The 23,579-nt window shown below is 56.4% G+C and carries 22 protein-coding genes and 1 pseudogene; 11 read left to right on the top strand and 12 right to left on the bottom strand.

Going from position 1 to position 23,579, the window contains the following annotated elements:
- Nucleotides 1-268: 268 nt before the first annotated feature.
- A complete protein-coding gene (locus VQ830_RS00920) occupies nucleotides 269-1,282 on the top strand; it encodes an aldo/keto reductase (RefSeq protein WP_337266177.1) in 1,014 nt (337 codons plus the stop codon).
- Between the two features lie 55 nt (nucleotides 1,283-1,337).
- Here VQ830_RS00920 and VQ830_RS00915 read toward each other — a convergent pair whose 3' ends face one another.
- A complete protein-coding gene (locus tag VQ830_RS00915; protein ID WP_337266176.1) occupies nucleotides 1,338-2,243 on the bottom strand; it encodes a LysR family transcriptional regulator in 906 nt (301 codons plus the stop codon).
- A 287-nt stretch (nucleotides 2,244-2,530) separates the two neighbouring features.
- On the opposite strand from VQ830_RS00915, the pseudogene VQ830_RS00910 reads away from it, so the two are divergent.
- Both VQ830_RS00910 and VQ830_RS00905 read left to right on the top strand, forming a co-directional pair.
- A pseudogene (locus VQ830_RS00910) lies at nucleotides 2,531-3,702 on the top strand (MFS transporter); the annotation flags it as partial.
- Between the two features lie 288 nt (nucleotides 3,703-3,990).
- Nucleotides 3,991-5,100 (top strand): Gfo/Idh/MocA family protein, encoded by a 1,110-nt coding sequence (locus VQ830_RS00905; protein ID WP_337266175.1) that lies wholly within the window; start codon nucleotides 3,991-3,993, stop codon nucleotides 5,098-5,100.
- Nucleotides 5,101-5,151: 51 nt separating this feature from the next.
- On the opposite strand, the gene VQ830_RS00900 is transcribed toward VQ830_RS00905, so the two are convergent.
- The 3 genes from VQ830_RS00900 to VQ830_RS00890 form a co-directional block, all read right to left on the bottom strand.
- Nucleotides 5,152-5,439, bottom strand: a complete 288-nt coding sequence (locus tag VQ830_RS00900) for a hypothetical protein (protein ID WP_337266174.1) — start codon at nucleotides 5,437-5,439, stop codon at nucleotides 5,152-5,154.
- A gap of 298 nt (nucleotides 5,440-5,737) precedes the next feature.
- Nucleotides 5,738-6,322, bottom strand: a complete 585-nt coding sequence (locus VQ830_RS00895) for a BA14K family protein (RefSeq protein WP_337266173.1) — start codon at nucleotides 6,320-6,322, stop codon at nucleotides 5,738-5,740.
- Between the two features lie 79 nt (nucleotides 6,323-6,401).
- Nucleotides 6,402-6,800 (bottom strand): DUF1236 domain-containing protein, encoded by a 399-nt coding sequence (locus tag VQ830_RS00890; RefSeq protein WP_337266172.1) that lies wholly within the window; start codon nucleotides 6,798-6,800, stop codon nucleotides 6,402-6,404.
- 259 nt (nucleotides 6,801-7,059) lie between these two features.
- On the opposite strand from VQ830_RS00890, the gene VQ830_RS00885 reads away from it, so the two are divergent.
- The 3 genes from VQ830_RS00885 to VQ830_RS00875 all read left to right on the top strand — a co-directional run bounded on the left by VQ830_RS00885 (nucleotide 7,060) and on the right by VQ830_RS00875 (nucleotide 9,319).
- Nucleotides 7,060-7,242 (top strand): hypothetical protein, encoded by a 183-nt coding sequence (locus tag VQ830_RS00885; protein WP_337266171.1) that lies wholly within the window; start codon nucleotides 7,060-7,062, stop codon nucleotides 7,240-7,242.
- A gap of 62 nt (nucleotides 7,243-7,304) precedes the next feature.
- A complete protein-coding gene (locus tag VQ830_RS00880) occupies nucleotides 7,305-8,699 on the top strand; it encodes a sensor histidine kinase (protein WP_337266170.1) in 1,395 nt (464 codons plus the stop codon).
- Nucleotides 8,696-9,319, top strand: a complete 624-nt coding sequence (locus tag VQ830_RS00875; protein WP_337266169.1) for a response regulator — start codon at nucleotides 8,696-8,698, stop codon at nucleotides 9,317-9,319. Before VQ830_RS00880 ends, VQ830_RS00875 begins: the two co-directional genes overlap by 4 nt.
- 101 nt (nucleotides 9,320-9,420) lie before the next feature.
- Here VQ830_RS00875 and VQ830_RS00870 read toward each other — a convergent pair whose 3' ends face one another.
- Both VQ830_RS00870 and VQ830_RS00865 read right to left on the bottom strand, forming a co-directional pair.
- Nucleotides 9,421-9,969 (bottom strand): hypothetical protein, encoded by a 549-nt coding sequence (locus VQ830_RS00870; RefSeq protein WP_337266168.1) that lies wholly within the window; start codon nucleotides 9,967-9,969, stop codon nucleotides 9,421-9,423.
- Nucleotides 9,970-10,225: 256 nt separating this feature from the next.
- Nucleotides 10,226-10,537, bottom strand: coding sequence for a hypothetical protein (locus VQ830_RS00865; protein WP_337266167.1), 312 nt, complete (start codon nucleotides 10,535-10,537; stop codon nucleotides 10,226-10,228).
- Nucleotides 10,538-10,627: 90 nt separating this feature from the next.
- On the opposite strand from VQ830_RS00865, the gene VQ830_RS00860 reads away from it, so the two are divergent.
- Nucleotides 10,628-11,485: a LysR family transcriptional regulator gene (locus VQ830_RS00860; protein ID WP_337266166.1), complete on the top strand. Its 858-nt coding sequence runs from the start codon at nucleotides 10,628-10,630 to the stop codon at nucleotides 11,483-11,485.
- 69 nt (nucleotides 11,486-11,554) lie between these two features.
- Here VQ830_RS00860 and VQ830_RS00855 read toward each other — a convergent pair whose 3' ends face one another.
- Nucleotides 11,555-12,490 carry a transglycosylase SLT domain-containing protein gene (locus VQ830_RS00855; RefSeq protein ID WP_438617137.1) on the bottom strand — a complete coding sequence of 312 codons (936 nt, stop codon included), beginning with the start codon at nucleotides 12,488-12,490 and terminating at the stop codon, nucleotides 11,555-11,557.
- A gap of 168 nt (nucleotides 12,491-12,658) precedes the next feature.
- Here VQ830_RS00855 and VQ830_RS00850 point away from each other — a divergent pair, with 168 nt between their 5' ends.
- Nucleotides 12,659-13,150 carry a hypothetical protein gene (locus tag VQ830_RS00850; protein ID WP_337266165.1) on the top strand — a complete coding sequence of 164 codons (492 nt, stop codon included), beginning with the start codon at nucleotides 12,659-12,661 and terminating at the stop codon, nucleotides 13,148-13,150.
- Between the two features lie 174 nt (nucleotides 13,151-13,324).
- On the opposite strand, the gene VQ830_RS00845 is transcribed toward VQ830_RS00850, so the two are convergent.
- Nucleotides 13,325-14,884, bottom strand: a complete 1,560-nt coding sequence (locus VQ830_RS00845; protein WP_337266164.1) for an ArnT family glycosyltransferase — start codon at nucleotides 14,882-14,884, stop codon at nucleotides 13,325-13,327.
- A 902-nt stretch (nucleotides 14,885-15,786) separates the two neighbouring features.
- On the opposite strand from VQ830_RS00845, the gene VQ830_RS00840 reads away from it, so the two are divergent.
- The 3 genes from VQ830_RS00840 to VQ830_RS00830 all read left to right on the top strand — a co-directional run bounded on the left by VQ830_RS00840 (nucleotide 15,787) and on the right by VQ830_RS00830 (nucleotide 20,074).
- On the top strand, nucleotides 15,787-17,037 hold the full coding sequence (locus VQ830_RS00840; RefSeq protein WP_337266163.1) for an NAD(P)/FAD-dependent oxidoreductase: 1,251 nt from the start codon (nucleotides 15,787-15,789) through the stop codon (nucleotides 17,035-17,037).
- Between the two features lie 365 nt (nucleotides 17,038-17,402).
- On the top strand, nucleotides 17,403-18,614 hold the full coding sequence (locus tag VQ830_RS00835) for a GGDEF domain-containing protein (protein ID WP_337266162.1): 1,212 nt from the start codon (nucleotides 17,403-17,405) through the stop codon (nucleotides 18,612-18,614).
- 239 nt (nucleotides 18,615-18,853) lie between these two features.
- Complete coding sequence (locus VQ830_RS00830; RefSeq protein ID WP_337266161.1) at nucleotides 18,854-20,074, top strand: YeeE/YedE family protein; 1,221 nt, start codon at nucleotides 18,854-18,856, stop codon at nucleotides 20,072-20,074.
- 90 nt (nucleotides 20,075-20,164) lie between these two features.
- Here the strand turns inward: VQ830_RS00830 and VQ830_RS00825 are convergent, their stop codons facing one another.
- From VQ830_RS00825 to VQ830_RS00810, 4 genes are read right to left on the bottom strand one after another with little or no spacing between them, the layout of a single operon-like run.
- Nucleotides 20,165-20,698: a gluconokinase gene (locus tag VQ830_RS00825; protein ID WP_337266160.1), complete on the bottom strand. Its 534-nt coding sequence runs from the start codon at nucleotides 20,696-20,698 to the stop codon at nucleotides 20,165-20,167.
- A gap of 10 nt (nucleotides 20,699-20,708) precedes the next feature.
- On the bottom strand, nucleotides 20,709-21,674 hold the full coding sequence (locus tag VQ830_RS00820) for a peptide ABC transporter ATP-binding protein (protein ID WP_337266159.1): 966 nt from the start codon (nucleotides 21,672-21,674) through the stop codon (nucleotides 20,709-20,711).
- Complete coding sequence (locus VQ830_RS00815; RefSeq protein WP_337266158.1) at nucleotides 21,671-22,687, bottom strand: ABC transporter ATP-binding protein; 1,017 nt, start codon at nucleotides 22,685-22,687, stop codon at nucleotides 21,671-21,673. Before VQ830_RS00815 ends, VQ830_RS00820 begins: the two co-directional genes overlap by 4 nt.
- Complete coding sequence (locus tag VQ830_RS00810) at nucleotides 22,687-23,577, bottom strand: ABC transporter permease subunit (RefSeq protein ID WP_337266157.1); 891 nt, start codon at nucleotides 23,575-23,577, stop codon at nucleotides 22,687-22,689. The genes VQ830_RS00815 and VQ830_RS00810 overlap by 1 nt, the downstream gene beginning before the upstream one ends.
- Between the last annotated feature and the right edge of the window lie 2 nt (nucleotides 23,578-23,579).

Raw genomic sequence — 23,579 nt, 5'->3', positions numbered from 1 at the left:
TCGCAACATTTGCGTGGCGGCGTCGCATCTGCAATCACCATGAAGGTCTTGTCCAAGCCGCCTTCTTCTCCCGGGCAACCAGCACACCGTGATTCCAACTAGTCCGGCAGCCTAAACGGCGTCACAACCAAGATTGCTATCGGCGAGATTTGTGAATTTCCTTCGAAGATCCTGCGAACACACCTTGGCTACCGGCCTGGTGCTGCTTCTTCCATCTCGTTGGTCAACAGGAACAGACCTGTTTCAACCACCTCGAAAGGACAAGACGATGGCTCTCAAGGATATTCTGCCCAGCAAGCTTGGTTTTGGCGCAGCGCCACTCGGCAACATGTTTCGCGATATTCCCGAGCAGGAAGCGCTGGCAACGGTCGAGGCCGCATGGGATGACGGCATTCGCTATTACGACAATGCGCCGTTTTATGGCGCGGGACTTGCCGAGATCCGTATGGGAAAGGCGCTTGCTGGCAAGCCGCGTGATCAGTATGTCATCAGCACGAAGGTCGGGCGCCTCATCCTGGACGAGATCGAAGATGTCAGCGCCCGCGATCTTGGCGAGAAGGGCGAGGTTTTCAAATACGGCCTGCCGAACAAGATCGTCAACGACTATACCGAGGATGCGACCTATCGTTCGATCGAAGACAGTCTGAAGCGCCTCAAGACCGACTATATCGATATCGCCTGGGTCCATGACATCGCGCAGGATTTCTACGGCGATGAATGGCTCGGCAGGTTCGAGGAGGCACGCAAGGGCGCATTCCGCGCGCTTGACCGGATGCGCGACGAAGGCGTGATCAAGGCGTGGGGTCTCGGGGTCAACAAGGTGGAGCCGATTGAGCTGTTGCTGGCGCTGGATGAACCCCAACCGGACGGTTTCCTGCTGGCGGGGCGTTATTCCCTCCTTGATCACGACCGCGCCCTGCAGCGCGTCATGCCTGATGTGGCCGAACGCGGCCTTGGAATCGTCGCAGGCGGCCCCTACAGCTCGGGCGCACTCGTCGGCGGCCCGAACTTCGAATATGCGCCGGCGACGCCAGAAATCCTCGCGAAGGTCGCTGCAATCAAGGCCATCGCTGATCGCCATGGCATTACGATGAAGGCTGCGGGCTTGCAGTTTGCGCTGGCAAACCCTGCGGTTGCCGCCGTCATACCAGGCGCCAGCCGTCCCGCCCGCATAGCCGAGGACGGCGCTGCCCTGCGGGAAACCATCCCGGCGGATTTCTGGCGCGAACTCCGCGATAGCGATCTTGTCAATCCGGCAGCTCCGCTTCCGATCGAAGGTTGAACCACCGCATAAACGCTTCTGCCGGCCGGGACGCCATAGCGCCTCGGTCGGCTTTTCAACGCGGCTGCAGAAACTTCTGCATGCGGGGAACCGCGAAGTCCAGAAATGCACGGACGCGGGCCGGCAGGAATTGCGAGCCACGATAAAGCGCATGAACCTCGTCCACGAGGCCGATATCGCTGTCTACGAGAAGCTCGACCAGTTCACCGCGCTCGATCGGTCCGCGAAGATGATAGTCGGCAAGGCGTATGATACCGACGCCCGCAATCGCCATCCGCCTCAAGGTGTCGCCATTGTTGACCAGCAACGAACCGCTCAGCATGCGCTCGACGATCCGCCCGCCCTCCCGCATCGGCCACACGGGCATGGCTCGACGGAAATTGAAGCCGAGGCAATTGTGATTGACCAGCTCTTCTGGCGTCGTCGGCGTGCCGTGTCGCTCCAGATAGGCCGGTGAGGCCACAATGCAGCGTTTGGTCTCGCCAATCTTGCGCGCCATCAGGTTGGAGTCGGCAAGCTTGCCGACACGGATCGCAATATCCGTGCGATCCAGATAGAGGTCGACCACTTCGTCCGACAGCGACAAATCCACGATCACATTGGGATAGGCTTCGAAAAACGCCGGCAGGATCGGCTCCACAGCCGTCGTGCCGAAACTGACAGAGGACGTGATCCGCACAACGCCTTCGGCCTCCGCACCTCCGTGCGCAATCTGCTGCTCGGTTTCATCCAGCTGGGCGAGCATCGCCTGGCTGCGCTCGTAGTAAAATTGTCCTTCGACGGTCAGAACCAATCGCCGCGTCGAGCGCTCGATCAATCGAACCCCCAGCCTGGATTCTAGCCGGGCGATCAGCTTCGAGACCGTCGACGGCGTCATCAGCATAAGCCGCGCCGCCTCCGAGAAACTTCCCGCCTCCACCACCCGAACGAACACCATCATTTCGCCTGCGCGGTTATCCATGTCCAAACCTGTGATCTGAGTTCATCGAGACCGGTAATCTTTAGCAAGCCTCCAGCACGCCGTCGCGCGTCATTTGGGCTGAAATATCAAATGCAGACACCGAAGGTTGGCTGGTTTCTGTGAAACGCTTTCTCAAATGCTGGGAATAAGCGCTGTCTACTGATCACGCATCCGATGTGAGATCTAATCTTCAGAGCAGCTCACGGACGCGAGTTCCGCAAAGGACTGTTCCCCACGACGGTTTCGGAAAGGATCATCATCATGGACATCGCTTCGCAGCCAATACCTTCGTCCCGGCGCCAACCGATGGCGCGCGCTCCCGTAATCTGACCCTGCTTGCATTGGCTCTCGGCAGTTTCTCGATTGGAACTTCGGAATTTGCCAGCATGGGCGTCATCCAACTCTTCTCGAAGAGCCTCGGCATCAGCATCCCCGACGCGACCGGCGCGATCGCGGCCTATGCCTTCGGTGTCGTCATCGGTGCGCCGCTCGTGACGCTGGCCGCTGCCCGCCTCAATCGCCGTACCCTGCTTCTGGCTCTGATGGGCCTGTTCATCGCCGGCAACGTGCTCTCGGCTATGGCGACAAACCTTGGTTTCTTCATGGTCGCCCGCTTCATCAGCGGCATGCCGCAGGGCGCATATTTCGGCGCTGGCGCTGTCGTCGCCTCCTATATTGTCGGACCGGGGCAGGCAGGCAAAGCTTTCGCCATCGTCATGACGGGGCTAACCGTCGCGACGATCTTCGGTTCGCCTCTCGCAACGTTCCTGGGACAGACGATCGGCTGGCGCGAAACCTATCTTGCCGTGGCCGCCATCTCGCTTCTCGCCTTCGGCGCAATCTTCCAATGGGTGCCGCGCACCAGCGCGCTCGATGGTGTTCCAGTCATCCAGGAAGTCTCTTCGCTTCGCAAGCTGCAGGTCTGGGGTGTGATGATCGTCGCGGCACTCGGTATCTCAAGCATCTTCGCCGTTTATACCTTCATTGCACCGCTGGTCACTGACGTCGTCAAGCTGTCGCCTAAAATGATCCCGGTTGCTCTGGCGCTCTTCGGCATCGGCATGACGGCGGGCAATATCTACGGCGGCAAGCTGGCCGACCGCTATCCCGCCCGCGGCATCATCCTTGGCTTCGGCAGCGCTCTTCTGATCCTGGCTGCGCTGGCTCTCGGCGGTACCGCTCCAGCAGTCTTCTTCCCGGCCATGTTCGGCGTCGGTGCGGCGATGATGGCGGCAATCCCGACCATCCAGGTGCGGCTGACAAAATTCGCGCCGGAAGCCCCGAGCCTGATGGGTGCGATGAACCTTGCTTCGCTCAATGTCGCCAATGCAATCGGTGCCTGGGCAGTGTTGCGGTGGGCGCCGGCTACGGTCTTCTCTCCACCGCCTGGGCAGGCTTTGTCGTCACGCTGCTGGGACTGATTGTGTTCGGCCTGACCCTCTTGCATCGCCGCGGTTAGGAGTGGAAATCGTCGATGCTGCTGATGCGTATTCGACAGAACTCAAATCTCTGCATAATAGATCTCCGATCCATTCCGCTTGGAATGGATCGGAGATGTCGATTCTGCCAATCGCCATGATGAGATTTAAGGTGGACGTCGCAATCTGTCGTGAACGAATGCCTCTTTGCAAGATCTTCGCTCAGTATCAGACTATTAGGATATGGTTCCAAGTCAGATTCTAGGTATTTCAAAGCCGGAAGTTTGCGACAAAAATTCAGCTGAAATCACAACGGCAAGGAGGATGCCATGGCATTGGGAGTTGGGCTTATTGGATCCGGCTATATGGGCAAGTGTCACGCCATGGCATGGACTTCTGTTGCAACGGTTTTTGGTCATGTCGAAAGACCCCGGCTCATGACGCTCGCCGATGCGACGGAGGAACTGGCGACGCGTCAGGCGAGCACTCTTGGTTTTGCGCATGGTACCGGAAACTGGCGAGACCTTCTCCAGGATCCGACAATTGACGTCATTTCGATTGCCGCACCAAATCCCTATCATGCTGAGATGGCCATTGCGGCGCTAGAGGCCGGCAAACATGTCTGGTGCGAAAAACCGATGGCGACATCATTGGAGGATGCTCGTCGCATGCAGCATGCAGCAGCCCGGTCGGACCGAGTTGCTATTCTCGGCTATAATTACATCCAGAATCCGATGATCAGACTGGCGAGTCAGCTGATCGCACAAGGCCGGATTGGCGTCGTCAATCACATCAGATTGGAAATGGATGAGGATTTCATGGCCGATCCTGATCAAGTTTTCTCTTGGAAGAGCGAAAAGGCCTTCGGTTATGGCGCACTGGACGATTTCGCCGTGCATCCCCTTTCTCTCCTGCTGGTGCTGCACGGCAAGATCATCGCCGTGGTCGCCGATATGACAAAACCATATCAAGCAAGACCCGTGAAAGTTGGTGAAATGCGCGATGTGGAGACCCACGATATTGCGCAGGCGCTCTTTCGTACGGCGGATGCGTCCGGCGTGCTGATGGTCAACCGCTCTGCCTGGGGCCGGAAAGGCAGGATTGCCTTGCAGATCTTCGGTTCGAAGGGCGCGATCCTTTTCGATCAGGAAAGGATGAATGAATTGCAGCTTTACACAAGCGAGGATCCTGCCCCTCTACAGGGCTTTCGCACGCTGCTCGCAGCACCGGCACATCCACCCTACCGCGACTTCATTCCCGCCCCTGGCCACGGCCTTGGCTTCAATGAACTCAAGGTGGCGGAATGCAATGAACTTCTAAAGGCGATAAACGGCGACAGCGATGCGCATGTCATCAACTTTGAGCTTGGGTTGCAGATCGAACAAGTGGTGCATGCCATGGCGCAATCAGCGCAAACGCGATCCTGGGTGGAAATTTGAGTAGAGGTGGCCTCGAAGTGGTGACCGCGCAGTTGCGCTGGACAAAACTTTTTACCATCGACGGCGTTTGCCATCGCGGATCGCAACATGAACGAGGACGGAGGTCGTCAGCAAGATACTTGAGACCAGAACAGCGACGGACAGAAGTCCACCATTCGTGATCTGCGCCTTGGCTCTGAACCCTGCATCCTTGTTGATCGTCAAGGACACTTCCGCCTGTTGGGTTTGAGACAAAAACGCCTGCATCGTGGAATGATCATTTTCATCCACCGCCCTTGTATTGTCTGCCGTAAGGTTCGTCTGAGAGATACGGCTTCCTGATCCAGTCTCGTGCTTCAACTTTTGCCTCCCACTTGGTGTCAAACGCCAAGCTTCTTTTGTCGGCTGCCAATGACACCGGATCGCCGGCGCGATCGCTTTGACATCGACGCGATCAACATTGCGCTTTCAAAGCATCTCCTAAATGGCAAAGTTCGGGTCGGTGTTTCGTTTCCGCCAGATAATCATGATCTATCAAAAGAGGCTAGCGTCTTGGCAATGATGATCTTATCGCCGCATTCGTCAGACGCTACTGGTGGTTGAACTCGCCCAGATGGTTCCCGGCCACGCCGAACTGAGACGAATGGAACAATCGGTTCTAATTCGAAGCTTGAGCAAGGTCGCCGTCCGAAGCCTCGCATTGGCGCCTTGGGCCGCTAAAGGGCTGATAGGTGTTGTCTTCTGAACGATAAGATTGATAGCGTTGAGCGCACCAGGCGGCGGCCTGAGGTGTAACGGCGGCCGTGGTATCGGAATTGGAGCCAACGGACTGCCGGTCATAGGGAGAATGGCAGCCGCGCATCTCACCACTATACGTCCGGTAGCTGTCTGTTGCCTGATCATAGGAACGATAGCGATCCATGCACCAGGAAACGTGGTCAGGGGAAAGTTCGTTTTGCGCTGCCTCGGGTGCCGCGTTACTCACGGCGACTTCAGTGTCAAGCTTATCAACAACTGGCGGTTCGTTCTGTGCGTAGCTTGATAAAAGCGGGCTTACCCGCTCGAACTTTTGCTGAGCCGGATCGACCCGCACCGGAGCACTGGTCCAAAGATCTGCCGCGGAAGGTTGAGGCGCATTTGACGAGGCTGGGCTCGCCATGAAAATTGTGGCGATCGCCGAACCTGCTATACAGGCGCCGATGACGCTTACTACCGAGAAGATAAGAGAGGCAAGCGCCTTCATTTCACAGCCTCACATTGTCTAAATTTCGGAATACCAACCAGTGGAATTCGAGGCGCGGACTTGCCGCGCCTCGAATTGATTACTCGATCACTTGAATGACTTTGCGGGATGAGGGTTCCACGATCACGCGCTCATTATTGACATATGCGTAGGCGTATCTTGGATTTTCAGGAATTGGGGTGACCACGACAGCTTCTGGGAGCGGCTCACCAACCACCACTTTCTCGCGCACGACGACACGCTCGGTCGGAGCTGGAGCCTCGCGGACGTAGGTGACAACCTTCTGTGGCGGTGGATCAATAGCCGTTCCAACAACCGCGCCAGCGACACCGCCAACTGCAGCGCCGACGGGACCTCCGACAATAGCACCTGTCACCGCGCCGCCGGCAGCGCCGTTGACCGTTGAAGATTGGGCAAAAGAAACGCCCGATGTAAGGGCCACAGCGGTGGCCGCGCCAATAATCAACTTGGAGAGCATTTGATCCTCCTTGTGTTCTCCGTGCGGGCCTTCTTGGCGACCGCTGGCGACACAACGAGCATTTCATCAGCCAGTTCCGTTACCCCGACCTCAGTCCACCCCTACCCCCGACCTTAGTCCGAACTCTGGCTTTATCCCCCAATGCCGCTATCGGATTGTCGTTTGGGTCGATGGTCCCATGGTCCTATCGGTATGAAGTCCGGGGTCGGGAACGCAGAGAAGATATTTCCGTTGCGATTACGGAAAGAAGGAGCTCATTATGAGAAACAAGGTATCTTCTCGCAGTTTGCCGGTGGCCTGGAATGCGTCGCTGCTTGCGCTGATCGTTTTTCTTGCCGCCATGCTTTATATTTTCGGGACAGCTTTTTCAGGAGAGACGCCTTCCCTGACCCGCAGCGTTCAAGGAGCTAATATCATTGATTCCAGAGACGTACGCGACTGAGCGGGCCTGGAAATCTTTTCTTGCTGCAATAGCTTCAGCGAATAGACGCTCGAAGGTTGCAAATGAAGTGGTCCCGCCGTTGGAATACCTCCTCCCTCGCCTCACAGTTCTTCTTCGCGGGCGGGATTGTGTCCATCGTGGCGTTGATCAGCGTCGGTCTTATCGTGACAAGCCTCATCCAAAACGCGGTGATTCACAACTACGGCGCGGCAACGGCGCTCTATGTCGATAGTGTCATTGCCCCGCTTTTGCCAGACATGCAGCGTCAAGCCTTGCTCGATGATGGCGCAGCCCGAGCTTTGGATGAAACACTCGGACAAGGCGCTTTGGGACGACGCCTCGTTTCGTTCAACCTTTGGCGCAATGACGGAACGGTGCTTTATTCCAATAACAAGGCTCTCGTCGGGCGCAAATTTCCAGTCAATGCAAAATTGCAGCAAGCGTTTTCCGGCACACTGGTGGCGCGTTATGAAATTGCAAAAGATCCTGAAAGCGCTCAGGAACGACTTCTCGGTAAAGCCTTGATGGAGATTTACAATCCGGTGCTGCAACCGTGGTCTGGGCAGGCGGTTGCGGTCGCGGAATTTTATGAGAGCGCCGATGGTCTGGATGCAAGCCTCGGCCGCGCCAGGGTCGAAAGCTGGCTGGCAGTCGCAGGCATAACCTTGCTCTTTTTCTTCACCCTGTCAGCCATTGTTTTTCGCGGCAACAGAACGATAGAGGCGCAGCGGAGCGACCTCAAGAACAGGGTAGAGGAACTTTCTTCCCTTCTTTCAGAGAACCAAGCTTTACAGCGCCGACTTAGACGCGCTTCGCAGCGGGTCGCAGCGCTTAACGAGACCTATCTCAGAAGCATCGGCGCTGATCTGCACGATGGTCCGACGCAGCACATCGCATATGCCTCCCTGCGGCTCGACAGCGACGTGCTCATCGATGCTTCCACGAAACCGGACGTCCGGGAACAGGAATTGTCTTGGATACGCTCCAGCCTTGCCGAGGCAATCACTGAAATCAGAAATATTTGTCAGGGGCTGATGTTGCCCCAGATCGAAAGTGCGTCGTTTAAAGAAATCGTCGAGCGCGTGGTCGACGCTCATCAACGGAACACAAAAACGGCTGTCGATACCAATATCGATTCTGAAGATCCGGAGCTCGCCGCTGCCGTCAAAATCTGTGTCTACCGCTTTATTCAGGAAGCGCTAAATAATGCCTATCGGCATGGCGGCGGCCTTCAGCAATCGGTCAAGGCTGTGGCCCGCAACGGCCGGATCCATGTCGAGGTGAGCGATCGCGGCGACGGGTTCGACCCGAGCGAAATCCGGCCTACAAGTCTTGGGCTGGCAGGAATGCGCGAGCGGATCGACAGTCTCGGCGGCGAGTTCAACGTTGTAACGGGACAGCAGGGAACCACCGTGACAATGAGTTTCGGACGTGCCGAAATGGAGGACATGCAATGACTGCCATTACCATCGGGATCATTGACGACCATCCGCTTTTTCGTGAAGGTGTTAGCCGGAGCCTGTCAGAAACCGCAGGCTTTGTTGTCGTCGGAGAAGGCGCAAGCAGCCAGGACGCTGCGGAACTTGCTTCCCTTCATCATCCGGATGTCTTGCTTTTGGATGTTTCAATGCCGGGCGGCGGTATCGAGGCGATCAGCGACGTCTTGGTCAGAAGCCCAACAACCAACGTGCTTATGCTCACGGCGTCCGAGGAGGTCGATATCGTGGCCGATGCTCTGCGCAGAGGAGCCAAGGGCTATGTCCTGAAAGGCGTCGGCTCGAAAGGTTTGGCAGAGGCTATCAGGACAATTGCAGCCGGATCGCGCTACGTTTCGCCTTCCATGTCCGCAAAGCTGATGGAAAGCTCCTTCGCTGGACAGCCTTCAAAGAAAGATGCGCTAACGCCACGCGAGCGAGAAGTGATGGATCTTGTCGCGGAAGGCCTTTCCAACAAGCATATTGGTCTTCGTCTGGACCTTCAGGAGAAAACGGTCAAACACCATATGACCCAGATTCTGACGAAGCTCGGCGTTTCAAACAGAACAGAGGCCGCTTTGGTCTGGCATGGTCGGCGATAGTCATTTTGATGCATCCCGCTGTCAGGCCGACGCGGCAAGAGTGTCAGACAGCTCTCATTTGGTTCATGCCGGCAGGGCGTGTTTGATCGGCGATATCAGGTTCAGTTGAAAAGCTCTTTCAGACGTCGAATGTCCTGAGCCGTTGCAGCCCTGTCTATAATGGTGCGTCCCTTGGAATCTTCCATGACATACCGCCCACGGCGCAAGGTTTCTGTTATCCCATTGCTATGCTGGACATCGATGGAGCCGTCTGGATCCTGTCTTGCTTCTACGTCCGACGAGGGCGAATTGGCATTTGAGGACGGGGAGCTAGCATCAGAGTCGCGCCGGGAATTGTCAGGTCCCTGACTACCAGATCCACTGTTTCCTCTGCCGCCACCACTATTGTTGCTGCCGCCGCCGTTTCCACCGCTATTGCCGTTTGCGCCCCCCCCGCTATTTCCATTTCCACCTCCACCGCCATTACCTCCTCCGTTGCCATTGCCACCACCGCCGCCGTTCCCGTTGCCGCCGCCATTGCGAGCTTCAGCTTCCGGAACTACGGCATGGAGCGACCCGTCGAAACTGAGGGTAAGCGGAGAGACTGCAGCGCAAATTGACATTGCGCCAGAACAGACCAATTCGATGAAGCCGCGCCTGGAGATACCCATTCCACCTCACCTCCTCTCCTCTTACGTCTGAACGAAATGCTCAGCCAAGCGATCACATGCGATCATTCGAATGACGTCCTGACAACAGGAATCGAAAATTTGCCCTTTCTCAGCAACGACACTCTCCATCTTAGCTACGATCATTTCAATCCGTCATACGCCCTGAACGACTCCTGGATCTTCGACTTGTTCCGAAATTTCAAGGGGATTAGACTTTGGTTCGTCTCACACCGGACTTAAGTCGGAGCAGTCGACATCAAAGGATCTGTCGAATGAGTGAACGAACTTTCAATCCATCTTCGATGCTTCGCTCCTCGAAAGATATACAATATCGACCTGAATCTTGCGCCGTCTCAGCATTTCCAGAACATGCTCGTCGTTTGGCAGTCCAGGCCATGGCACGAATGAACGGGGCTTTCACGAAGCTCATCAGAGCGCGCAGCAATGATGAGTTGAAGTTGCCGTGAATGTGGCCATGGCGACGGTAGAAATCCTCTTCCGCATTCTTTGATGGCGTTTCAAAGCGATCTTTCAGGGCGATGATCGCTGCTATAAGTATCTGATCCATTGTTCGGCACCTCTCGTCCTTCGATGCCTTTCTCATAGAGGCAGAAGGAATGGCGCTGAATCCATCGAAAATGAACGACATGGCCCGAACATGAAAAACACGGCTTGGGACGGGTATCAGATTTTTCTCGCGCTGGCGCAGCACGGGAGCTTGAACGCCGCAAGTACGGTCCTTGGGTTGAGCAGCGCCACGATAGGCCGACGCATGCTCGATTTCGAACGGGAGATGGGGCTCTCGCTCTTCAATCGCAGTCAATCTGGCTACGCACTCACGCAAGCGGGGCGCGAGCTGTTCGAGCGCGTTCGGCAAATGGAAATAGCAAGCCGCAATATCGAGGCTTGGCGCGATGCAACGAGTGGCGTGCCCAGCATCAAAATTGCGGCGGGAACCTGGATCGCCTGGTTCTTCAGCCGCGAAATCAAATTTATTCTCACGCACGCCGATCCTTTTCGGATTGAACTCCTCATATCAGAACAACGCGCCACACTAGCGCATCGTGAGAGCGATATCGGTGTGCGCGCTGTCGAGCCGGTGGAAGTGCATCTGGCTGCGGTTGCCGTGGGCGAGGTCGCCTATGCGGTTTATCGGCGCAAAGGAGTCCCGGAGCCGTTTTGGGATCGTTGGGTGGCCGTCAGCGAAGAAAACGCCATATCGGCCTACTTGAGATGGCCCTATGAAAACGTGCCCGACAAGATTGCACTGCGCGTCAATCGACCGCGTTCGTTGCGCGACTTGCTGTGTGCGGGCGCAGGACAAGGCATCTTGCCCTGTTTTGTTGGTGATGCCGATCCTGCATTGGAAAGGGTCGGCGACAAGCTGGAGGCCCTCCGTCATCGCCAATGGTTGGTTATGAACAACGATGATCGTCATCGAAAGGATATCAGAACCGTTATCGATCGATTGACGCAGCTCATGCGCGGCCATGCAGATCGCTTTTCAGGGGCTTAAGCACACAGAGACGAGGCCGAGAGAGTTCGTCGTGGCGCTTAGCGTCAGCCGATGAGAATGCAGCATGCATTAGCGGTTCCGAAATACGGTGCAGGCGATCCCGGCAGCCTGAATCGAAGCACATAGCTTTGCCGCCTCGCCCCTCGTTTCGCGTCCGATGCGTGCAGCATAGCGCGCACGACGGCCGAAATTCCCACCCCGTTGACGAACAATAACAGCGCGCTCCGCATTCAAAGGCGCAGGCAGCCTTGTGACGGCATTAGCAAACAGCCGGTCGGCAACCGAAGGATTATAATGCGCTGCAAGCTGCACGCCCCATGGCGCCCAATCCGCTGAGCCTGTCAGCACCGGTTCATTCATTTGACGCGTATCGGCCAGTCGAAGGCAGCCTTCCTGAAAGCTTTGCCCTTCCTCCAGGGCCGGAGCTGCGATTTGTGGCGGAGCGTCTCGCCAGGTCTCAATCTGATTTCCGGTGATGGCAAAAACATAGTCGCGCGTTTCAAGCGGCAAGCGGCCAGTCGAAAGAAACCGCTGCAATCCCGCCTCGCCAGCATTGTAAGCCGCCGCCGCAAAGCCAAGATTGCCAAATCGCAGACGCAGTTCATCAAGGTATTTGGACGAGGCATCGAGCGCCTGCACAACATCAAAGCTGTTGGAAAGACCTCTTTCTCGCGCAGTGGAAGGCATAAATTGCGCAATCCCTTCTGCGCCCTTCGGGCTGACCGCCTCCGGCCGAAACAGGCTTTCGCGCCATATCAATCGTGCAAAGAACGGGACAGGCAGATTGCGATCGGCCGCTAAGCGTTCAATGACGCTGCACAGGTCTTTATTGAAAGACGACTTGCGAATGCAAAGCAGCTGCCCCGAAGCAATCGCCCCGGAATAAAAGCATTCTTCCTTCACGGACGGCATGTTCGATGGTTCGGCTCCAGCAGGGCTCGTGATTGCCAAGAGGACGGGCAAGGCAATGATCAGCCGCTGCCGAGGCCCGCGCTTTTTCAACATCTTACTCCTTGGCCAGTGCAACCGAGACCGACAGGTTGAGAAACGGCTTAGCCCTTGTCTATGGTGCGCCCCTTTCCGTCAACATGCTGGTTTTCCCAAAGACGATGCAAATCTTACGGAACTTCGACGGGCCTGCCGAATTTGGGTTGCAGAACATGGAGGACTACAATGCCAAATCCAAATGAATCCCCGGCAGTTCAATCCTTGAAGAAGGAACAGGCGGCACAGCGTGAACGTGCTGATCGCGGCGAGTTGGAAAAAGGTCTTGAAGATACTTTTCCGGCTTCTGATCCCGTATCGGCGACACATACAGCAGTTTCTACCAGTCGGACGACGACAGATTACGCGTTGGATGGAGCTGGCCAAGCCTCAAAACGAGACAATCGGTATTCCCTGGTCGATGAGGCTTTAGAGGCGACACACGAGAACACAGGCAGCCGGCTTGGACAAAATAGTCGACGTGCAGAAATTCACGCTTTGAAAACAGAAGCCAATCGACTGACTGAATCGGCAAGCCAGCTTGCTTCCGGCACAGCGCGGGTCGCCAAGGCACAGACCAGAGATTTTGCAAGAGACATCGAAGATCGCGTTCGTGAGCGTCCTCTCGTGGCGCTTGGTCTCGTGGCCGCGGTCGCATTCGTGCTCGGCGTGACGCGATAACACTCCATGAACAGGAACTGGCGGCGTAAAACTGGCGCCGCCATCTTTCTGAAAGCTCTTCTGGAGCCATGGCAACGCTTTGCGCAAAAGACCTGATGATCAGCTCGATCAATACATTCTGTCGATCAGGGTGATCCAGATCGAACAATGCTGATGAGCATTTTTCGGTCTGCGCTACTTTGCGAAAATCCTCATGATGCGCAGCTTGAAGCCGTTGATGTTGCGACCCTGGACGGTATCTATTGGCGACATCTGTTGACCAGCTGTCGTCAACGAAGCCTGGAAGTCGGCCATTTGACGTTCCTCAACTGCGGCAAAAGCGCATGTCGCTTTCAAGAAGGCCTGTGCGCCCGTCTCCGGATCCGTCCTCAAGATGTTCGTTCCGAGCCTAAAGACGGTGCTCGGCTCATAGTATCCCACGATGACAATTTGTGGCGATGCGCATTTCGCGTCTCTTTTTGCCGCATCGGCAATACGGTCGGAAAGCCATAGCTGATCTGCGGCTGGTAGAAGCACGGCATAGGCGAGAGCGTAGGCTATCACTCCAGTCAGGCAAAGAGCAGCCATTGCCGCTTTCAGCCTGTCGCGACAACAAAAGCGCCAAGACAAAAAGGCCGTGAGGATTACGGCACTTCCAAGCAAAATGCCCCACGGGCTCAACGTGCCCTGAACATGATACACAAGAACATTGAGACCGATGCCGATAAGCAATGCACCCGTCACGATATGAAAATACCAGAGCCGGTTTAGTCGCCTATTGCCTTCCAATCCCGCTTGCGCAAGAGCAACGCCCGCCAAAACGGCAAGAGCGGGCATCATCGGCAGCACGTAATTCGGCAGTTTTGTTGCAACTAGCTCGCAGACGATCCAAGCCGGCACGCCCCAGGCAAATGCAAAACGCGACACCGCTTCAGCACGGTTGCGCCAGCCCCAAACAAAAGCCACGGGTGCAAAGGCGGAGAGCGGCCAGAACGTGCCGATGGCGATTAGAAGATGCGTACCGGGTAGAGCCCCGTGTCCTTCCTGACCCGCGCCGACTTTTCCCAGCATATCTTTGCCAACAGAGTCTCGAAAGAATGCGCCGCCTGAAATCCAGCCGATGGCGATCAACCATGGGAGAACAATGATCAAAAGCCATGAGGCGCCATACAAGGGCGATAGCGCGCGCAAGATACCGAGCGAGCGATCCATGACCATGAGCGACACCAATGTCAGCCCGATAACCATAGGCGCGACAGGGCCCTTGATGAGAATCCCAACGCCCAAAGCGGTCCAAAACAAAGCATTCCGCCAGAAGTGCTGACGACGCGTCGGATCGGTCCAGATCATTGCGACAGCAAGCTGGCTGGCGGCGATCGATGCACAAAGCGCCGCATCGGTCTTGCCGATCCGCGCCTCGAAGGCAAGCTCGACAGTCATCGCCGCCAGCGCGCCGGCTATAAGACCTGCTGTCGAACCCGAGAGTCGCTCCGCGATCAGAAACGTCAACAAGACGGTCAGCAGAGCGCCGATAAGCGATGGCAGCCGATAAACCCATAGTGGCGCCTCAGCGCCATCGCCGGATAGCTCGGCCGCTGCACCTTGCAGCCAGTATATGCCGACCGGCTTTTTGTAGCGGGGTTCGTCCTGAAAATGGATATCGATCCAATTGCCGGTCTCCAGCATCTGGCGGCTTGCCTGAACAAACAGTGCCTCATCGCGATCTGTAAGTGGGAGGCGGCTGAGACCGGGCAAAAAAAGCCCCAGGCAAAGAACAGTCAGCCCTATAAGCGAAAGAAATCGGCGGCGTCTTGCTGACCATGACTTCCCAGCATCCGACAGCATCATGGCAACTCAACAGGTTCCTGACTTTTGACGTGATGTTGGTATCGATGATGATCGGGATTAGCAATATCGCCTGACGGATATCCCGCCCTCCCGCCCCTTGCGGGAGAGGAAAGAAAGTGGCTGCTGGAAAAATCGTGTCACATTTGGACACACGCTCTATGCTTAACAGTTCCTTACCGAGACAATCTGTTGCGTCCTGATACGACACGTGGTGTGCCGTTTCAGCATTAACCTTGTCTGCTAAGATTAACAGTAAATTAACCTTGTTTATCAAGCAATTGCTCACCATACAGGATGTATGAGGAACATCAGATCCCGCCAGTCCAGCCGGAAAATGATGAAGTTCGAACTTAGGTCGAACTTGTTGCGAGCCTGTTTTTATCAACCTGCTACGCGCATGATGGCCCTGCAGATGCGCACCGGCGGCTGGCGTTTTTATGATAATATTTCCGACGCAATAGTGCGTGAACTTGTTTGTCATCCGACACCGGGCAGCTTTTACAATCTGGTGCTGCGGGTGGGGCTCGGCGCGCCTCTTCCTCCTCTGAGCCTCAAGGCAAGGCTCTTCTACCACCGTCTGCGAAAGATGAAGTAGTCATCGCGGCGACGGGCCGCATCTTGTCGGAAAAGCTTGGAGCAATTGAGCTCATAAAGCCTCAGCACCAGATATGAACGGCCAAGCCGCTGCGCTTTAAGGAACCGACTGTGAGCGCATGACGCTCCTGGTATAGCCTCACTTTTCGTTTGCACGCCCGTTCCTCTGAAGGCATGTTCCGCTGGCTATCGACGTGGGGAAGTGCAGACGGATCATGACAAAGAGTGCAATCGTTCTCGGAGCCGGAATTATCGGTGTTTCCACGGCTATTCATCTTCAGCGCCGCGGCTATCAAGTAGTCCTGGCCGATCGTAAAGAGCCGGGAAACGAGACCTCGTTCGGAAATGCAGGACTGATTCAACGCGAGGGTGTTTTTCCTTACGCTTTCCCACAAGAACTCGGCATGGTGCTACGCTATGCGTTGAACAACAGCGCCGATGTTCACTACCATATGCGCGCGCTACCGAAACAGCTAGGATTCCTGGCTCGCTACTGGTGGCACTCGAATAAAAGCCGTCATGCCGCCATTGCCAAGGCTTATGCGCCCTTGATCGAAAACTCCATCAGCGAGCATAGGGATCTTATCGAGGCTGCCGGCGCGGACGGTCTTATCGAGCGCAAGGGCTGGCTGAAGATTTATCGCACGAATGAGAAGCGCGATGCCGATCTTGCGGATGCCGTAGCATGGCATCGCGATTACGACGTCCGGTATGAAGAGCTCGACGCGCAGCAGTTGGCTGCAGCCGAACCGCATCTACGGGGCGAGTTCGCAGGCGCGCTTCGCTGGACGGAACCATGGTCAGTGCGGGATCCGCAGGCGTTGGTTGCTGCCTATAGCCGTTACTTCGAAAGCCTCGGCGGCCGTTTCATGCGGGCAGATGCCAATTCTTTCGGAAGGGCTGGAAACGGCTGGAAAATCATGACCGCAGATGGGCCGGTAGAAGCAGATGCAGCGGTTCTGGCACTCGGACCTTGGGCCATGGTGGCAACGAGACGCCTGGGATACCGTTTTCCGCTTGGGGTCAAGCGCGGCTACCACATGCATTATGCGTCCGACGGCAATGCCGTACTCAACAACTGGCTGCTTGATTCTGAACGCGGCTATCTCTTAGCGCCCATGAATCGCGGCATCCGCCTGACGACGGGCGCCGAGTTTGCAACGCTAGACGCACCGAAGACGCCGGTCCAATTGGAGCGTGCCGAGGCTGTCGCACGCGCAACCTTCCCTTTGCGCGAGCGATTGGACCAGGAGCCTTGGATGGGTGCTCGCCCTTGCACGCCTGACATGCTGCCAATCATCGGCAGGGCCCCGCAACATGACGGGTTGTGGTTCGCATTTGGTCATGCGCATCACGGCCTAACGCTAGGGCCGGCAACGGGACGCCTCATCGCGGAAATGATGAGTGCCGAGCCCACTTATATCGATCCCAGCGCCTACTCTCCGAACCGCTTTATGCGAAGGTGAGACGCATATTCCGGCTGGGCGCGAGGTGCCATCCTTTAGCTGTGCGGGGCGTCAAAATCACAAAGGCATCGTTCGGCAAGACGATAGGTGTCTATCCAGTAACTGTAGATATCCCGGTTCAGTTTAGAGCGCGGAGTGGACTGGGCATCGAAACTCATCGCACCTTTGCTCAGTGCTGTCGCTAAGAGCGCACGTTATCCGACATCAAGGCAACTTGTTTTACCTGGGAATTGTATTGGCGAAACCTCGTTTACGAACAAAAGCTATGGTATCGGCATTACACAGCGTATCATTTTGAATGCCGGAGACGTTGCCGACCGCAGTATCGCAACGATGAGAACCAAACTCCGCAGAGGGGAAGTGGAATGCGATTCATATCTATGTTGAATCCCTTCACCTTCGTGGGAGCCGAGGTTTCCTCGTCCAGGCAGACCGAGGATGCACTGGCGGAATTGTATAACAGCAGACCGCATGTTGCCGCGACGTTGGGAATTTGCCTAAGCGCTTTCAGCGCTGGTTCGTTCGGCGCCGTTCAGGTGGCCATATACGCAGCCCTCTTGGTTGTGATCAGCCTTCTTTTCCGTGTCTTTATTGAAGCGCTCTTCAAGAGAAGAAAGAAAGGCCCGCTCAGTCACCGTTGGACACAGCTCTTCGTCGCAGGATCCGCCCTATCAGGTGCCAGCTGGGGTCTTTCGGGCGCGCTCATCTTATATCAAGGCTCACCCACCACCCAAACCGTTATCGTTGCCGCCATATGCGCTATTGTTCAAGGATCGGCAGCGCGCGCATATATGATACCCGGCACGGCTATCATCAACATCGTGCTCGTGATCGGATTGATGTGTGTCGCCGCCTTTGCTTCGGGAAACCATGTCCTCATCCTAGGAGGTGTAGTCTACCTTTGGTTCCTGATTTCCTTCATCAGGTTGATGGTAAAAAACAGGCTCAAACAGCTGCGTGCAGAGCAGCTCGCAGTCGAACTGCTGGATGAGATCACCAAGAAAAACCAGCAGCTCAACCTTGCAAACGAGAAGCTGGCGGCGACAGCCTTCGAGGATCCGCTGACAGGCCTTGCCAACAGGCGCAAATTTACGCTTGTTCTTGAAGATACGCTGCGCGAGGCAAGAGAAAATGGATCGTTCGTAACGGTGATGCTCATCGACGTCGATCACTTCAAGAACTTCAACGACACCTACGGGCATCAGGCGGGTGACCTGTGTTTACAGGCGATCGCGGGATCAATCGCAAGTGCCCTCACTGATGGAACCGTCGCTCGGTACGGTGGCGAAGAATTCGTGGCCCTCATTCCAAACTGTGATGCTGGACACGGAAGCCATCTTGCCGAATGTGCAAGGCTTGCCGTCCAACTGACGGAGCTCCAATCTCTGCCGTGCTCACCGCCAAGGCAGACAATCAGCATCGGCCTTACTTCTTGCAAGGTGGGGCCTGAAGATGCCGGGGAAGAACTCCTTTCGGCTGCAGACGCCGCGCTTTACGAAGCGAAAAGACAGGGGAGGAACCGCGTCTGTGTACAGTCTGGAACCATTCAGCTTCTTGCAGGCAACAGAGGTCTCTAAAGCTGACGACAGCAAACGACGATGGCGAATGCTGCTAACGCTTGGCAGCCTAGTGATTGAGCTTTCTTTGTTTGCCTGGAAATATTCATCTGACGCAGATTAGCTAGGGAACTAACTTCTACCTGAAGGCAAGACCTGCCAAGAGTAATCCTACTGCGTGCGGCTTTACGAAACCCTGTTCCTCCCAAGCCGCGACTTTACGCGTTACATTCCTGACCAATCATATCAGGAGCATCACAATGTCCGTCGCGTCATCGCAGACTTACGACGCGCGTCAGAATTTTCTGGGCGCACCGGGGCTGATCGCCCTTCTCGTTCTCGTCATCGGTACCGTTCTGCTGACAATCTCATACGGACCCGCACAAGGCGCACTCTTCCTTGTCGGCGGCGCCCTCGGAATATCTCTATATCATGCCGCCTTCGGTTTTACCTCTGCATGGCGCGTCTTCATCATGGATGGGCGTGGACGCGGCTTGCGTGTGCAGATGATCCTTCTCGCGCTCGCCGTCGTACTTTTCTTCCCATTTCTGGCGAGCGGCACGCTCTTCGGTCATGAGGTGAAGGGCAATGTGTCGCCTGCCGGCGTCGGCGTTCTGGCTGGAGCGTTCATGTTTGGTATCGGCATGCAGTTGGGCGGCGGCTGTGCTTCAGGCACGCTCTTTACCGCTGGGGGCGGGAATGCGCGCATGCTCGTCACGTTGCTGTTCTTCATCATCGGCTCGGTACTTGGCACGGTGAATTTCGACTGGTGGGTTTCCCTGCCTTCCCTGCCGCCTGTTGCGCTGCCGCAAAGCTTTGGCGCTGTGGGCGGGATAGCAATTTCCCTTGCGATTTTTGCAGTCATTGCCGCAGTGACCGTCGTTGTCGAGAAGCGCCGTCATGGAAGCCTGGAGCAGGAAGCTCCTTCATCCCGGCGTGGCTTTGAACGGCTGCTACGCGGCCCTTGGCCTCTTGTTCTGGGGGCAGTCGCTCTCGTGGTCTTCAACTTCGCAACGCTTGCTATTGCCGGCAAGCCATGGGGCATCACCTCCGCTTTTGCGCTTTGGGGTGCGAAGGGAGCACAACTCATCGGGATCGATCCGACTGCTTGGGCCTACTGGCAAGCGCCGGGCAATGCGAAGGCGCTTTCCAACAGTGTCTTTGCCGATGTGACATCCGTCATGGATTTCGGCATCATTGCAGGCGCCATGCTGGCTGCCTCTCTCGCGGGGCGGTTTGCTCCGAGCCTCGATATCCCGCTGCGTTCCGTCCTTGCAGCAATTGTCGGCGGTTTGTTGCTCGGCTATGGCGCGCGCATCGCCTACGGCTGCAATATCGGCGCCTATTTCTCCGGTATCGCGTCAGGAAGCGCCCATGGTTATCTTTGGGCGGTCGCCGCCTTCGCCGGTAACATCATCGGTGTAAAATTACGGCCGTATTTCTTCTTCGAGAAGCGCGTCTTGGCACGCAACGACGGCTAGCTCCACGCAAGACTTAGCTACGCGCGAACCGACGCATCTAATCTTCGGCGAAAACAGCGCTCGTATGACCTCATCCGAGCGCTGTCTTATTCAATGTACGCCTACTTTTTCCAATTGCTGAACGGCGGAAGCGGCAATCTCCGGCACGCTGGCATCGATATCCACGGTTACGACACCTGGCTCTCCCGTCGGAACCTCGAGCGTATTCAGCTGACTTTCCAAGAGTGAAACCGGCATGAAGTGGCCTGTCCGGTGCTTCATCCGGTCCGTCAGCAATGCCTTTGATCCATCTAGGTAAACGAAAGAAAGCTTACCGCCCGCTGCGGCACGAAGCCGTTCGCGATAGATACGCTTCAATGCCGAGCAGGAGACGATCAGGCTTTCGCCCCTGTTTAGAGAGGATTTCATCTGCTCCCCGATCTTGTCGAGCCAGGGCATCCGATCCTCGTCATCAAGCGGTATGCCTTTCGACATTTTCTCGATGTTGGCGGCTGGATGCAGAGAATCGCCTTCGAGAAAGGCCATGTTCAGCCTTCTGGCGATCTCTTCCCCGATAGAGGTTTTGCCGGATCCACTGACCCCCATCACGATGATGGCAAAGGCTTGGGGTTGAGTATCCGGCATGACTTTCTCCTCAGACCTCATTTCCCTCCAGCGGGAAATGGCAGGCATATTGATGTGTACCCTCACCACTTAGTTCAGGAGATACCTTGCGGCAATGGTCCTGCGCCTTCCAGCAGCGAGGATTGAAATGACAGCCGCTCGGCGGTTTCAGCGGAGAGGGCAACTCGCCTTGAAGGCGGATGCGGTTCTTTTCTCGGTCGGGATCGGCGATAGGCGTCGCAGATAGGAGTGCCGCGGTGTAAGGATGCTTGGGATTGCCGAACACCTCCGCCGCCGTACCCGTTTCCACCGGACGCCCGAGATACATGACCATAATCTCATCGGCGATGTGATGCACGACGGAAAGACCGTGGGAGATGAACATGTAGGCAAGGTTCATCTCTTTCTGCAGATCCATCAGAAGGTTCAGCACCTGCGCCTGGATCGACAGATCGAGCGCCGAAACCGGCTCATCTAGAACCAGGACCTTTGGTCTCAGCATCAACGCCCGCGCTATTGCAATGCGCTGACGTTGGCCGCCAGAGAACATATGCGGATAGCGATCGTAGTGCTCGGGCCGCAAACCAACCCGTGCCATCATCTCTTCCGCCTGCTTGCGCCGGGCAGCAGAATCGAGGTCCGTGTTGATCTTCAGCGGTTCTTCAAGAATGCTTCCCACTTTCTGACGCGGATTAAGCGAGCCATAAGGGTTCTGGAAGACGATCTGGACTTGGCTGCGCAAGCTCCGATCGCCGCGCCGCGCTGGTTTTCCGTCAATCAGTAGCTCGCCGGCACTCGGGTCTTCGATCATGGTTACAAGACGCGCAAGTGTCGATTTTCCACAGCCTGACTCGCCGACAACGGCAAGTGTGCGACCGGACTGCAGGCTGAAGCTGACGCCGTTGAGCGCGCGCACTGTGGCGTGCGGTTTAAAGACGCCACGTTTGACTTCGTAGAAGCGGGCAAGGTCGCGCCCTTCAAGAACGGCGGCTGTCATGCCACACCTCCTGCATTTGCACTAACGGCCGGCCCAGCGTGACCAAGCGGCACGCCGTTCTTCAGCGGATAATTGCATAGCGCGAGACCAAGGCTCTGATCTTGCCGTTTGACGGTTCGGTTGCATTCCGCGGTGGCAAATGTGCATCGCGGCGCAAACAGACAGGCAGGCGGACGATCATGCTGGCCCGGAACGACGCCGGCGATGGAAGGCAGACGTCCGCCTACTTCGGCCCGTTCGGGAAGCGCAGCAAGCAGCGCAGCCGTGTAAGGATGGTGGGGATCGCGGAAAAGCGCCGAAACCGGCTGCTCTTCTACCTTCTGCCCTGCATATTGAACCTGGACACGCTCGGCCGTTTCGGCAACCACACCCATATCGTGGGTGATGAGAACGAGCGCCATATCCTGCTCTTTCTGCAGACGGACGAGCAGATCCAGGATCTGTGCCTGAATGGTCACGTCGAGCGCCGTTGTTGGCTCATCTGCAATGAGAAGCTTCGGATTGCAGGCAAGTGCCATGGCGATCATGACACGTTGGCTCATGCCGCCCGACATCTGATGCGGGAAGCTGGACAGCCGGTCCTCGGGCGCCGGAATGCCGACAAGATTGAGGAGCTCTATCGTTCTTTCACGACGAGCCTTTCGGTCGAGCCCCATATGAACACGAAGGGTTTCACCAATCTGAAAGCCGACTGTGAAGCACGGATTGAGGCTGGACATCGGCTCCTGGAAAATCATCGCCATGTCTTTGCCGATGATTTTGCGCCGTTGGCGAGAGGAAAGACCCAAAAGATTCTGGCCGTCGAACTGCATCCGATCAGCGGTGATCTTTGCAGTCCATGGCAGTAGACCCATCATGGCCAACATCGATACGGACTTGCCGGAACCGGACTCACCAACAATCGAGAGGATTTCACCCTTGTCGCAATTCAACGAGACGCCGTCCACGGCACGGAAAAGACCGGATGCCGTCTGAAATTCGACAGTAAGATTTTCGATATCGAGAAGCGGCATCACGACCTCTTCAGCTTGGGATCGAGCGCGTCACGCAGCCCGTCACCCATCAGGTTGATCGCCAGCACGGTGATAAGAATGGCGAGACCGGGAAAAGTCACGACCCACCACGCACGCTGGATGAATTCGCGGGCCTCGGCCAGCATGGTCCCCCATTCAGGCGTCGGCGGCTGGGCACCCATGCCAAGAAAGCCGAGCGCCGCGGCTTCAAGAATTGCGGCCGAAAAGGCCAGCGTTGCCTGCACGATCAGCGGCCCAAGACAGTTTGGCAGGATGGTGATGAACATCAGCCTGAGGTTGCCGGCGCCTGCGACGCGCGACGCAACGACGTAATCCTTCTCGCGCTCGGCAATCACGGACGCGCGGGTCAGGCGGACGAAATGCGGCTGGTTCACCAGTGCAATGGCAATCATCGCATTGATAAGACCAGGTCCCAAAATCGCAACCAGCACCAAGGCCAGCAAGAGCGAGGGAAAAGCCAATATGATGTCCATGATCCGCATGATGGCCGTATCGATGAAGCCACGGAAATAGCCCGCGATCAATCCGACCAGAACGCCGGCAACAACGGACAGTGTCACGACGACAACGCCAATAAAGAGCGAAAATCTTGCGCCGTAAATTAGCCGAGACAAAATATCGCGGCCGACCGCGTCCGTTCCCAACAGGAAGTTCGTCGTGCCGCCCTCCATGAAAAAGGGCACATGCAGCAATGAATCCGTGTTCTGCTGGGTCGGATCGTGCGGCGCCAGAAGAGGCGCACCAAGGGCAACGACCAACACGATGATGAAGATACCAAGCCCGAGGACGGCACCTTTGTTGCGAGAGAAATAGTACCAGAACTCGGAAAGACCCGATGGCTGGGTGGATTTGACAGAAACCGTGCTCATAG

Origin of the sequence: Oryzifoliimicrobium ureilyticum, assembly GCF_037199735.1 — a bacterium.
GTDB classification, from domain to species: domain Bacteria; phylum Pseudomonadota; class Alphaproteobacteria; order Rhizobiales; family Rhizobiaceae; genus Rhizobium; species Rhizobium ureilyticus.
This window is presented reverse-complemented; position numbering and strand designations above follow the sequence as displayed.